The organism is Candidatus Poriferisodalis sp. (assembly GCF_965198245.1).
Classification (GTDB): domain Bacteria; phylum Actinomycetota; class Acidimicrobiia; order Acidimicrobiales; family Poriferisodalaceae; genus Poriferisodalis.
Genome location: NZ_OZ240249.1, coordinates 2843948 through 2856245, shown reverse-complemented (window position 1 = coordinate 2856245; position 12298 = coordinate 2843948). Strand labels below are relative to the sequence as shown.

Sequence of the window (12298 nt, the reverse complement as noted above, 5' to 3'; positions counted from 1 at the left end):
GAGCGCAGGTGCGCTCAGCCCGTGCAGGCCACCCGGGGCTCGATGTGCGGCAGGCGGCCGGCTCGCAGTGAGATGACCACGCCTTCCTCGTTGACCTCCCACACGACTCGCTTGTCGATGTCGGGAGCGTCGACCGGCACGTACTGGATCGCCGAGAGCCCGGGCCCGTCTTCGATCCGGTCGCCGAAGGCCTCGACGATCTCGCTCCGGGTGGAGCCGATGCCGTAGCCCGAGATGGTCGTGATCGGTCCGGACCCGATGTCGACCCGCACGATCTCGGAGTTGACGGCGAGGAACCGGACACCCTCGGGACCGTTCTGGACGGTGTAGTAGCGACAGGCATCGCTGCCGCCCGGCACTGCAATCATCAGCGCGCCGGAGGCTTCACGGGCGTCGTCGAGGGTGTGGCCGAACTGTACGGGTCCCAGTCCTGCTGTCGAGAGCTTCGACTCGGCGGTCACGCTGGGACCTGACGGTTCCTCTTCGGCCATGTCGTCATCAGCAGCGGTGGTGGTCGGCGCGGCGGTGATGACCGTGGTGGTATCGGTCCCTGTGTCGGGCATAGACCCGTCGTCAGCTGCAGTAGTCGTGGTCGCATCGGTGCTGTCGTCGCTGAGCAAACCGCAGGCGCTGACCAGCAGCGCAGCAGCCAGGGCTGCGGCGAGCGCACGCCAGCGAACGGTGTTGCCTCCGAAGCGGGAGTCGAGTTGGTGCACGGCAGTCGCCCTTCGCAGAAGATTCGGCATCTAGTCGAGAGTACCGAAGCCAAGACAGGGGCGCGGAGACAACTGCGGGCCGGCAGGGGCGGGCCTAAGCTCAGCGACCGGGAACAGGTACGACAAGGGGAGCGCGCGATGTCGCACGACACAGTCATTCGCGGCGGCTTGGTGGTGGACGGGACTGGCGCCGACGCCAAGGTTGCCGACGTTGCTATCGACGGCGAACGGATCACAGCGGTCGGTGAGGTGCCCGATTCCGGGCGCACCGAGATCGATGCTGCCGGCAAGGTCGTCACGCCCGGATTCGTGGACATTCACACTCACCTCGACGCCCAGCTGGCGTGGGACCCCATTGGCTCGAGCTCGTGCTGGCACGGCGTTACCTCGGTGGTGATGGGCAATTGCGGGGTCACGTTCGCTCCGGTGAAGACCTCCGACATCGAATACATCGCCGAGGTCATGGAGTCGGTCGAGGACATCCCGAAGCAGTCGATCATGCAGGGTTTGCCCTGGGACTGGCGCTCTTACGGCGAGTACCTCTCCTTCCTGGACGGCATCGGAAAGGGCATCAATGTGGGCGGCATGGTCGGTCACGTCGCGGTCCGCTGGCACACGATGGGCCCTGACAGCCTCGAAGAGCATCCTGCTTCGCAGTCGCAGGTCGCCGCGATGTGCGAGCTGGTGGACGAGGCGATGGGCTCGGGCGCCCTGGGGTTCTCGACGTCGCGCACGTTGCTGCATCGCACGCCCGACGGTCGTCCGATCCCGGGTACGTTCGCTGACGACAACGAGTTGTACGCGTTCGGCGATGTCTTGGGCCGCCACGGCCGGGGCGTGTTCGAATCAGCTCCCCGCTTCGAGGCCGCCGGCCCGGACTTTGCCGGCGGTCGCCATGAGATCGAGGTGCTCGGCGAGATCACCCGGCGCAGCGGTCAGCCGTGCACCTTCGGCCTGGTGTACTCCGCCCGCAAACCCGAGATGAGCGATCTGGTGCTCGGCTACGTCGCCGACCAGAACGCGGCGGGCGCGAACCTGCGGCCGCAGACCACCTGCCGCGCCATCGGCGTCGTCTTGGGAATCGCGCACCGCACGCCGTGGGACCGCGCCGGTGACACCTGGCGTTCGTTGCGCCACCTCAGCGTCGCCGAGCGACTCGCGGCAATCCGTGACCCCGCCACGCGTGCAGCACTGGTTGCCGAGGCAAACTCGTCGGACGAGAACTCCACCGGTATGGCGAACTCGCTGGTGGACCTGAGCCGCCTCTACCTGCTCGATGCCGTCAATCCGAATTACCGGATCGGACCCGATGACACGCTCGACGCTCAGGCTGCCGCCGCAGGGGTGTCCCCGGTGGAGTTGTTCCTGGATGCGACGGATCGCTCCGACGGCACTGTGATGCTGAGCCTGCCGGTGCTGAACCAGGACTTCGACGCGATCGAGCGGCTGCTGAGCCACCCCTCCATCGTCATGGGTCTCGCGGATGCGGGAGCCCATGTCGGTCAGATCATGGACTCCAGCCAGCCCACGTTCTTCCTGAGCCACTGGGTGCGCGACAACGGGTTCTTTTCCCTTCCCGAAGGAGTGCGCCGGATCACCTCGGACACTGCGGACCTGTTCGGGCTGGCCGACCGGGGTCGGCTCGAATCCGGCCGGTTCGCCGACGTCAACATCATCGACCTCGATCGGCTGTCGTTGTCAGGACCCCAGTACGTCTACGACTTCCCGGGCGGTGCGGGTCGGTACATCCAGCGCGGAGCCGGCTATGAGGCCACACTCGTGAACGGCCAGATGTTCATGCGCGACGGCGAGCACACCGGTGCGCTCGCCGGACGCACGCTCCGCTCCACCGACTGACGGCAAGCGCTCGGGCCTCGAGGCTTGCCGGGCGCGCTTGGATAGCGTCGCAGCCTCATGGCATCTGCACCTCCAATGAACATCAACACCGATGCGATCTGGCGTGTCACCCTTGACACGTCCAAGGGTCGCATCGTCATGGATCTCGACCCGCAGCTGGCGCCGGCCACGGTGAACAACTTCGTCAACCTGGCCCAGGACGGCTACTACACCGGGCTGACGTTCCATCGCGTCGTTCCAGACTTCGTCATCCAGGGCGGCTGCCCCGAGGGGTCCGGGCGCGGGGGCCCGGGATACCGCTTCGCCGACGAACCGGTGAAGGGCGACTACACGCTGGGTGCGGTGGCAATGGCCAATTCCGGTCCTGACACGAACGGCAGCCAGTTCTTCATCTGCATCGACGACTGCCGCGCCAAGCTGCAGCCCGCCTACAACCTCTTCGGCTATGTGACCGAGGGCATGGACGTTGCGCTGGGCATCGCCGTGGGCGACACGATGGACACCGTGACGGTGGAGGCACTGCCTCGCTCGTGAGTAGCGTGGTCGCAGCGGCGTCTGCGAGGAGGATTCAGATGAGCGGCAACCAAACGAATGACACAGTGCTGTACGAGGTTGACGACGGCGTGGCAATCGTCACGCTGAACCGTCCCGAACGCCTGAATGCCTGGACGGGTGAGCTAGGCACCGGCTACTTCGACGCTCTGGACCGGGCGGCAGCCGATTCCGATGTGCGCGCAGTCGTGGTCACGGGCGCAGGCCGAGGTTTCTGCGCCGGGGCCGACATGGACAGCCTGCAGGGAATCAGCAGCGGCCAAGGAGAAGGCACCGGCGGTGGGGACGCGCCGCGCTTGCGTGCCGAGCGTCACGACTATGCCCTGACTATTCCCAAGCCGGTTGTGGCGGCGATCAATGGAGCATGCGCTGGGCTGGGCTTCGTCCACGCCATGATGTGCGATGTTCGCTTCGCCGCCGAGGGAGCCAAGTTCACCAGTGCGTTCGCCCGTCGAGGCCTCATTGCCGAGCACGGTGTGGCGTGGATGCTGCCGCGGGTGGTCGGTCCGTCCCATGCGCTGGACATCCTCATGTCCGGTCGGGTCTTCCTTGCCCCCGAAGCCAAGGAGATGGGCGTTGTCAGCAAGGTGGTGCCTGCGGCGGACCTGTTGTCAACGGCTGTCAGCTATGCCCGCGATCTCGGTCGTTACAGCGCGCCGTGGTCGATGGCGCAGATCAAGCGTCAGGTGTGGGGCCAGCTTGACCAGGCAAGTAACGAGGCGCTCGAGGAGTCGAACGCCCTCATGCGCGAATCGCTCCGACGCACCGACTTCAAGGAAGGCGTCCAGAGCTTCGTCGAGCAGCGCGATCCGAACTTCGAGCCAGTCGTCGCCGACAGCTAGGCGAACGCCGTGAGGCGGCCATGAACGACACGCTGGTCGCATTCGCTGTCCTGGCGTGGCTGGCGTACCTGGCCAGCCGCTTGCTGGCACGCCACAATCTGCCTGAGCTGGTCGCGTTTCTCATCGTCGGCGCCCTGCTCGGCCCCTCGGGTCCGCCGTTTATCCGTCTGATCGACGAGCCGTCGTTGATCGCGCTGCGTCCGGTCACGGAGGTGGCGCTGGCGGTCCTCATGTTCGTGATCGGCGAGCGCGTGTCGGTGCGTGCGCTGCGGGCTGCGCGGTGGACGCTCACGACCGGTGTCATACAGTTCGCCTTGAGCGCAATAGCGGTGTACTGGGTGACAAGCAGGCTCGGAGCAGACCGTTCGGTGGCGCTGGTGCTCGGTGCGCTCGCCGGTGCTGGCGCGCCGATGACCATCGCGCACATCGTGAGTTCCGTACGGGCGCGGGGCAGCTATCCCACCGGCATCGTCGGAACGCACGCGGTGTCCGATGCGCTGGCGACGACCACATTTGCCGCAGTTCTCCCGATTGCGCTGCTGCTTTCCGACGAAGCCGCCGACATCGGCAGCGCTCTCATCAACTTCGTGCAGCTCGGTATCGGCGGTGCCGTGCTGGGCCTCATTCTCGGCTGGTTCATCTCGCGGCTCGGATTCCAGATCGAGACTTCCGGCGAGCTGCTGCTGTTTGTGCTGGTGCACGTCGTCATCGGGTGGACCATCGCGGGCTGGCTGGACATCTCGTTGCCGCTGGCGGCACTGGTTGCGGGAGCGACCGCAGCAACGGTGTCGCCGCAGTCGTTCTCAGTGAGGTTGTTCCGGACCATCAAGACCGTCGAACAGCCGCTGTACCTGCTGTTCTTCGCTCTCGCGGGTGCCTCCATCCACCTCGCCGATGTGCCCAAGGTTGGCGTTGTCGGCATCGCATACGTCGTCGTGCGCGTGGCAGCGAAGATCGTCGGCGGTTTGACTGGTGGCTTGGTGGGCGGCCTCGGCTGGCGCAGGTCGCTGCGGCTGGGTGTCAACCTGACACCTCAGGCGGGTGTTGCGGTGGGCTTGGCAGTCATTGCATCCGAGCGTCTCGGCGCCCCGGGCGCAGAGGCCGCGACGGTGGTGCTGGGCGCCGTCGTGTTGTTCGAACTGGTCGGACCACTGCTAGTTGCCCGCGACTTGCGTGGCTGGTCGTCCGAAGAAGACGAGAACGGGTCCGTTCCAGAGCAGTTCGAGCTGCCAGCCCGCGTCTTGGTCGCTGCACCTGTACCGGTGGAGTTGCCCGAGTGGCTGATCGACCAGGCGGCTCGATGGCGTTCGTCGCTGGTCGTGCTGATGCCGGGAGAGCGTGACGAGCCGCACGCAGCCAAGATCGGGGAGCGATGCGGCAGCAGCGATGTCGACTTCGAATTCCGTTCGCTGCGCAACGAGAGCTTCACGGGCGCAGTGGTGCGTTCACGCAGCCAGCATCATGCAGATCTTGTCGTACTGTTCACTCCGCGACCACCGGCGGGCGCCTCGCGCCTGGTGCTCCTGCCTTCCGAGCGGATCGCCCGCCAGATGTCTGTGCCGGTGTTGACCTTTCCGCTGAATCTGCCTGAATCCGACGAGCCGCCGCGACCTCGACGGCTGCCGTGGCAGAGCCCGGGGCGAAGCGAATGAGCCAGGGGGCCGACGCTCCACCGCGCGGAGATCCTCCCAACGCCAGCGAGTCGCTCGTGGGGGTGGTGCGCGACATCGCTGCTGCTGCGGGAGCACTCACGCTGCGCTGGTTCGGCCAGCGCGACCTCGGAGTCTCCTGGAAACGGGACGGGACGGAGGTGACCGAAGCCGACCAGGCGGCCGAACGTCTCGTCCGGGAGCGGATCGCCCAGCAGTTCCCCGGTGATGCGATCTTCGGCGAGGAGCAAGGCGGTGCAATCCGACCCGATGGGCGGACCTGGATCGTCGACCCCATCGACGGAACCCGTGGCTTCGTGCGAGGCGTTCCGCTGTACGCGACGCTTGTGGCGCTGGTGGACCCCTACGGCCCGCTGGTCGGTGTGATCGACCTTCCCGCGATGGGGTCGACGCTTGCCGCTGGCCGCGGCACTGGTTGCTGGCTCGACGATCATCGCTGCGTGGTGAGCGATCACCCGGTGCTGCGAGGTGCCATGATCAACACCTCCAGCTACGAGACCTTCGAGCCTTCCCAATTCGAGGCATTGCGCGCCGGGGGCGCGATGATGCGCACATGGGGCGACGCCTACGGCTACTTCCTGGTCGCGACCGGACAGGCTGAGGCCATGATTGACCCGGTGTGCGAGACTTGGGATCTGGCGCCGATGCCGGTGATCATGTCCGAGGCGGGCGGGATCTTCACCGATGTCGAAGGTCGGCCCGAGTATCGCAACCGCAACGGGATCGCCACCAACGGGCTGCTGCACGCAACCGTCGTGGCTGCCATGGAGGCCCACCACGGGAGTGCTCATGGCGAATGATGCCCGGCGTCGAAGGGAGCTTCAACTGCCCGAGCGCGATCGCATGCCGCGCTGGGTGCCACGTGCAATCGGCTTGATGATGGCCGCTGTCGTGGGATTGGCCACAGCAGCGTGGCTGCTCGAGAAGCTGCAAACCCTGTTGGTGGTCCTGCTCGTGTCGATGTTCCTGTCGTTTGCGATGGAGCCGGCGGTGAACTGGCTGGCACGTCGAGGCTGGCGCCGGGGGTTCGGCACAGCGGCCGTCTTCTTGGTGTTCGTGCTGGCGGTTGCCGGCTTCACCGCAGCGATGGCGTCGGTGCTGGCCGATCAGATCACCACGCTCATCGACGCCGCTCCCGGCTACCTGTCCCAAATTGAGAACTGGGCGGACGAGCAATTCGGCATCCAGATCAACACCGACGAGCTCGCGGCTGAGTTCACTGAAGGCGGAAGCGCTGCATCCCTGCTCGGCGATGTGGCCGGCAACCTCGTGTCGGTCGGTTCGGCATTGGTGAACGTCGCGGTGCAGCTGCTCACCATCGTCCTGTTCACCTTCTACTTGGTGGCCGATGGGCCGCGGCTGCGCCGCCTTCTGTGCTCGGCGCTGGACCCGGTGCGACAGGCGATGGTCCTGCGTGGCTGGGAGCTTGCCATCGACAAGACGGGCGGGTACATCTATTCGCGCACCCTGCTCGCCGTCGCAGCTTTCCTGCTCCACTGGGGCGCTTTCGCCATCATCGGTGTGCCGTTCCCGGCGCCGCTGGCCATGTGGGTGGGCGTGCTGTCGCAGTTCGTGCCGGTCGTCGGCACTTACTTGGCGGGTCTGCTTCCCTTGCTTATCGCGCTGCTCGATGATCCGATCACCGCTCTGTGGGTCGCGATCGTGGTGCTTGCGTACCAGCAGATCGAGAACTACCTGTTGGCGCCCCGAGTCACCGCCCACACGATGAACATTCATCCTGCGGTGGCCTTCGGTTCAGTCCTGGCGGGCGCTGCTTTGCTGGGCTCGGTCGGCGCGCTGCTGGCGGTGCCGGCGGCCGCGACGATCCAGGCCTTCGTGTCGACCTACATCAAGCGACATGAACTCATCGAATCAGAGTTGTTCGAGACGCACGACGATGAGCCGGACGAGTCCGACGAGGCTGATGAACCCACCGGCGCGAACGGTCCGGAAACGGCTGACGGTGCCGGCAACACAGCAGGAAACGCCGGAGCGTCCACTGGGTCCGACTCGCCCGCCGCCGGCTGAGGTGAGCGCGCCGGGCGTGACTCGCTCAGATGTGTCCCGGGGGCGGCTGCGGCCAAGGCGCCACGTAGTCCAATGGATCGACTGCAGCACCGCCCAGCCGCATCTCGAAGTGCAGGTGCGGGCCGGTGACTGCACCGGTCGAACCAAGTCGTCCCACTCTGTCGCCAGCTTCCACGTAGTCGCCCTCACGTACGTGGATGCCGCTCAGGTGCGTGTACACCGTCGCGACCCGCGCTCCGTGATCGATGATGACTGTGCGCCCGTACGCGGCGTAGTTCCCCGCCGCCATGACGGTCCCCATGCCCGCAGCCAGGACCGAGACCCGCCAGCGCCGCTCCCGGTCGACGAGATCGACCCCGGTATGGGGCAGCCAGCGTCTGCGTACCGGATGGTAGCGACGGCCGAATTCCGAAGTCACGACCGGGTCCGCAAGCGGCATGCGCAATTCGCCGAAGACCGGGATCCGGAGCGGCTCGCAGCCCTGCGTCGCGGTGATGATGGTGGCGATCCAGTCGTCGTAGATGAGTGCGCCTTCGATGGCGGGCCCCAAGTAAGGAGGCGTCGGGAGAGCTGGTTCGGGAAAGCATGCGTTCAGGTGCAGGTTGACCGGCGGCCCCTCGACGGGAACGTCCGTCGCGTGGGCAGCCGGGCCGCCAGCGAGGGCGAACCCGCCAAACGCGAGCACGACAGCTGCTGCTGCGCGTCTCATCGGCATGTGCGATCGACGTACGCGCTGCAGCGGCTGACTCACGCTGCGCCTCCCCCCAGCAGGCGCCCCGGGAAAGAACCAAGCCTATTTCGCCCGTGTGGCCCATGCCGACGGACCGTTCGCGAGCAGGGCTAGACCGATGACGATCCTCGTCGACGAGGCCCGTTGGCCGTGGCGAGGCCGGCGATGGGCCCACCTCGTTTCCGACAAGAGCTACGAAGAACTGCATCAGTTCGCTGCACTCATCGGCAAGCGTCGCGCCGCATTTCAGGGCGACCACTACGACGTCGACGAAGCCGAACGGGAAGTGGCGTTACGAGCTGGCGCCGTTGCCGTGAGCAGTCGCGAATTGGTTTCACGCCTGCGTGCAGCGGGACTGCGTCAGCGAGGACCGCGACGGGTCATTGACAGCGCTTGACGCCGTCAGAACACTTCGAGGTGTTCCATCACGGCGTCGATGAATCCGAAGTTCTTCGGCGTCGCGAAATGGTCGCAGCCACGCAACTCGGTGTATGAGGCGTCCGACAACGCTCCGAGCAGCGGATCTGCGGGTCCAGCGAAGTCTTCGCTGCCGAGGACCACCCGCACCGGATGGGTGATCCGTGCGAACTGTTCGGGTCCGAGCGGTGCGTGCTTGCGGCGCATGAACGCTGCCAGCGCCTGGCCGTCCTGATCGGGTTCGGCGGCATAGCGGGCGAAGGTCTGTGCGTGAACGTCATCGGCTTCGGCTTCGCCGGCAACACCCCGTGCAATGCGTTCGGCCTGCTCGAGGTCTTGGGAGAACAGGTTCCGGCCGACTCCCGAGACGACAAGGCGGCCGAAGCGTTCAGCTGCCATCGCCGCCATGGCGAGCAGCGTGCGTGATCCCATCGAGAAGCCCACGCCATCGACAGCTTGACCGCCGACCTCGTCGGCGAGTCGTTCGACCAGCTTGGCCTCCATGTCGGCATACCCGGCCGGGTCGTGGTGTTTGGGTGCCGAGCCGTGGCCTGGCAGGTCCCACGCGATCACTTCGCGACCGCCCTCGTGCAGCAGATCCATGATGCCGGTCGGCTGCCAGGTGCTCGCAACCGAGCCCGTGAAGCCGTGGAGCAGGAGCACGGGGTTCGCCATGGCGAGAAGTCTGCCAGAACTGCGTTTATCGTCCGAGGACATATGAGCACCACCACCGCACCGCCCATCCGGATCGCCAACTGCAGCGGCTTCTTCGGAGACCGACTCGCCGCTGCGCGCGAAATGGTCTCCGATGGCCCCATCGATGCCCTGACGGGTGACTGGCTGGCCGAGTTGACCATGCTGATCCTGTCGCGCATCGCAGCCAAGCGACCCGGCAGCGGCTACGCCCGCACCTTCGTCACCCAGATGGAGGAGGTCATGGGCACGTGCCTGGATCGTGGCATCAAGGTGGTGTCCAATGCCGGTGGCCTGAATCCCTCGGGCTGCGCCGACGCAGTGGCCGAGGTTGCGGACCGGCTGGGCCTCAACCCGTCAATCGCCTACGTGGATGGCGATGACCTCACCCACCGGCTCGCCGAGCTCATTGAGGCGGGCAACGACTTCGCCCACCTCGACACAGGTCAGCCACTCGGCGAACTGGCGTCCCGGATCGTGACCGCGAATGCGTACATCGGCTGCTGGGGCATCGTCGAGGCGCTCAACCAAGGGGCAGACATCGTCGTTACGGGCCGCGCTACTGACGCAGCTGTGGTGGCAGGACCGGCCGCGTGGCACCACGGATGGACTCGTGACGACTGGGACGCGTTGGCCGGTGCCATCGTTGCGGGGCACGTCATCGAGTGCGGCGGGCAAGCCACCGGCGGCAACTACAGCTTCTTCACCGAAATCGCCGACATGACTTACCCGGGGTTCCCGTGGGTCGAAGTGGCAGCGGACGGCTCCAGTGTGATCGGCAAGCACGCAGGCACTGGCGGGGAGGTCTCCGTCGGCACGATCACCTCGCAGCTGCTCTACGAGATCCAGAGCGAACGGTACCTCAATCCCGATGTGGTGAGCCGTTTCGACACGATCGAGCTGGCTCAGCTTGGGCGAGACCGGGTGCGCATCAGCGGCGTCCGCGGTGAGCCCGCGCCGCCGACGCTCAAAGTGGCGATGAACTACCAGGGCGGCTATCGCAACCAGATCTCGATCGGGCTGACTGGCCTGGACATCGAGGAAAAGGCAGGGCTCATCGAGCGGCAGTTTTGGCATGCCTGCCCCTACAGCCCCGACGACTACGAGACCGTGGTGCGCAAGTTCCTGCCGACGCACAAGGCAGACCCCAGCACCAACGAGGAAGCCGTCGCCGTCTACAAGATCATCGTGAAGGACCCTGACGAACGCAAGGTCGGCCGGGCATTCTCGAATGCGGGCACCGAGATCGGTCTGTGTTCCATTCCCGGGATGTTCGGCACCGGAGGCGGCCCAGGGCCGGGCCAGCCATTCGGGGTGTACTGGCCCGCGCTCATCGACGCGGAGTTGGTTCCCATGGAGGTGGTGGTGGACGGCCGCCGAACCGTGGTGGACAGCACCCCGCCCGATGTCCGGTTCACCGGTGACGAGGTGGCACCCGTCGTGCGCGTCGAGCCTCCAGGCGGGCCGACACGGCCGCTGCCGCTCGGCACGCTGTACGGCACCCGGTCCGGCGACAAGGGGCCAAATGCGAACTTGGGCATCTTTGCCCGCTCGGCGGAGGCCTACTGGTGGCTCTCGGATTTCCTGACCGTCGAGCGACTCGCGGAACTCATGGGTGAGGCCGCCGAGCACCGGGTGGATCGCTACGACCTGCCCAACATCTGGAGCCTCAACTTCATCTTCCACGGACTGCTGGAAGAAGGGGTGGCCGCCTCGACCCGGCAGGATCCCCAAGCCAAGGCGCTCGGGGAGTACCTGCGCGCCAAGATCGTCGACATTCCTGAAGCGCTGCTGGTTTAGGCCGTTGACGCCGTAGCAGGGCCCGTCAGCCGTGCCTAATGGCCTTGAAGGTCCTGTAAGGACAGACGCGGGCCGTGGCGTGGGGGTGCTCCGGCAGACTTGGCCAGTCCCTGCACACGGGCGCGCTGACCGCTGTAGGGCTCGAGCAACTCCAGCATCCGGTCGTCGCCGCCGCGCCGTTCGCCGGCAATGTGCCAGGTGACGTAGCTGGGAATCTGGTAGTCGCCGATGATCACCGAGTCGGGGTCGCCATGGCAGAGCAGCACCACGATGGACGCCGTCCACGGACCGATGCCGCGAACGGTCTGCAACCGATCTCGGGCCGCATCCGGGGCGAGCTGGGTCGCTCTTTCGAGCGCCCTGGCTTTGCGAGCGAACGCGATAATCGCCTCGGCGCGGCGGCGCTCGATGTCAAAGCGATGGAACTCGTGGTACGCGAGTGATGCCACCAGTTCTGGAGTCGGCGGCAATCGCAGCGTCTCAGGGGCCGGCCCGGGAGGGCGCCGCCCCCAGCGGCGCAGGATGCCCTGCCACGAGTTGCGGGCATTGAGCCCGGGCACCTTTTGGCCGCAGACCGTCGGGACTACGTGTTCCCAGACCGTGCCGGTAGCCGTGAGCCGTCGCAGGGGCCAGCGGCGAACCCAGCCAGCCACGATGCTGTCCGCAGGAACGAGCGCTGCAGGGTCGTCGAGGGCGCCGAGCAGCGCCGGCACGCCCGACGAGGCGGCGTTGGCTCCCGGACCCCACCCGGCCACGTCCACAGCACGTTCCGAACGAGTGATGCGCAGTGTGGCTTCGCCTTCAGGTGTGTCCTGCGCGCGCCAGATGTCGGGCCCGTCGTACAGCACCGGCCCCAGTGCGCCCTTGCCGCCGACGCGCCCGAGCGCCTTGCCGATGTCCAATTCGAAGTCGAACTCGAAGCGCTTCTTGAGGTCAGGCGCCCGAAGAGCTCCTGCAGCAGCAGTGCTGGCGCCAGACCGCATCACAACCTTG

12 protein-coding genes are annotated in these 12298 nt (G+C 66.5%); 8 read left to right on the top strand and 4 right to left on the bottom strand.

The window, feature by feature from the left end; translation table 11 throughout:
* Positions 1-14 precede the first annotated feature (14 nt).
* Positions 15-746, bottom strand: coding sequence for a hypothetical protein (locus tag ACOCMM_RS12860; RefSeq protein ID WP_419553538.1), 732 nt, complete (start codon positions 744-746; stop codon positions 15-17).
* A 108-nt stretch (positions 747-854) separates the two neighbouring features.
* Here ACOCMM_RS12860 and ACOCMM_RS12855 point away from each other — a divergent pair, with 108 nt between their 5' ends.
* The 6 genes from ACOCMM_RS12855 to ACOCMM_RS12830 are packed head-to-tail and all read left to right on the top strand — an operon-like array spanning position 855 to position 7665.
* Positions 855-2573: an N-acyl-D-amino-acid deacylase family protein gene (locus ACOCMM_RS12855; RefSeq protein ID WP_419553537.1), complete on the top strand. Its 1719-nt coding sequence runs from the start codon at positions 855-857 to the stop codon at positions 2571-2573.
* 57 nt (positions 2574-2630) lie between these two features.
* The gene (locus tag ACOCMM_RS12850; RefSeq protein ID WP_419553536.1) at positions 2631-3107 is read left to right on the top strand and encodes a peptidylprolyl isomerase; all 477 of its coding nucleotides are present in this window, start codon (positions 2631-2633) and stop codon (positions 3105-3107) included.
* A 38-nt stretch (positions 3108-3145) separates the two neighbouring features.
* Complete coding sequence (locus tag ACOCMM_RS12845; RefSeq protein ID WP_419553535.1) at positions 3146-3967, top strand: enoyl-CoA hydratase; 822 nt, start codon at positions 3146-3148, stop codon at positions 3965-3967.
* 20 nt (positions 3968-3987) lie between these two features.
* Positions 3988-5619 carry a cation:proton antiporter gene (locus tag ACOCMM_RS12840; RefSeq protein ID WP_419553534.1) on the top strand — a complete coding sequence of 544 codons (1632 nt, stop codon included), beginning with the start codon at positions 3988-3990 and terminating at the stop codon, positions 5617-5619.
* On the top strand, positions 5616-6437 hold the full coding sequence (locus tag ACOCMM_RS12835; RefSeq protein WP_419553533.1) for an inositol monophosphatase family protein: 822 nt from the start codon (positions 5616-5618) through the stop codon (positions 6435-6437). Before ACOCMM_RS12840 ends, ACOCMM_RS12835 begins: the two co-directional genes overlap by 4 nt.
* Positions 6427-7665 (top strand): AI-2E family transporter, encoded by a 1239-nt coding sequence (locus ACOCMM_RS12830; RefSeq protein WP_419553532.1) that lies wholly within the window; start codon positions 6427-6429, stop codon positions 7663-7665. Before ACOCMM_RS12835 ends, ACOCMM_RS12830 begins: the two co-directional genes overlap by 11 nt.
* 25 nt (positions 7666-7690) lie before the next feature.
* Here the strand turns inward: ACOCMM_RS12830 and ACOCMM_RS12825 are convergent, their stop codons facing one another.
* Positions 7691-8374 (bottom strand): M23 family metallopeptidase, encoded by a 684-nt coding sequence (locus ACOCMM_RS12825; RefSeq protein ID WP_419553531.1) that lies wholly within the window; start codon positions 8372-8374, stop codon positions 7691-7693.
* Between the two features lie 139 nt (positions 8375-8513).
* Here ACOCMM_RS12825 and ACOCMM_RS12820 point away from each other — a divergent pair, with 139 nt between their 5' ends.
* Positions 8514-8792 carry a DUF4031 domain-containing protein gene (locus ACOCMM_RS12820; protein ID WP_419553530.1) on the top strand — a complete coding sequence of 93 codons (279 nt, stop codon included), beginning with the start codon at positions 8514-8516 and terminating at the stop codon, positions 8790-8792.
* 5 nt (positions 8793-8797) lie between these two features.
* Here the strand turns inward: ACOCMM_RS12820 and ACOCMM_RS12815 are convergent, their stop codons facing one another.
* Positions 8798-9487 (bottom strand): alpha/beta fold hydrolase, encoded by a 690-nt coding sequence (locus ACOCMM_RS12815; RefSeq protein ID WP_419553529.1) that lies wholly within the window; start codon positions 9485-9487, stop codon positions 8798-8800.
* A gap of 42 nt (positions 9488-9529) precedes the next feature.
* On the opposite strand from ACOCMM_RS12815, the gene ACOCMM_RS12810 reads away from it, so the two are divergent.
* Entirely contained in the window at positions 9530-11305 is a 1776-nt protein-coding gene (locus tag ACOCMM_RS12810) for an acyclic terpene utilization AtuA family protein (protein ID WP_419553528.1), read from the top strand.
* Positions 11306-11340: 35 nt separating this feature from the next.
* On the opposite strand, the gene ACOCMM_RS12805 is transcribed toward ACOCMM_RS12810, so the two are convergent.
* Positions 11341-12291: a DNA-3-methyladenine glycosylase family protein gene (locus tag ACOCMM_RS12805; protein WP_419553527.1), complete on the bottom strand. Its 951-nt coding sequence runs from the start codon at positions 12289-12291 to the stop codon at positions 11341-11343.
* Between the last annotated feature and the right edge of the window lie 7 nt (positions 12292-12298).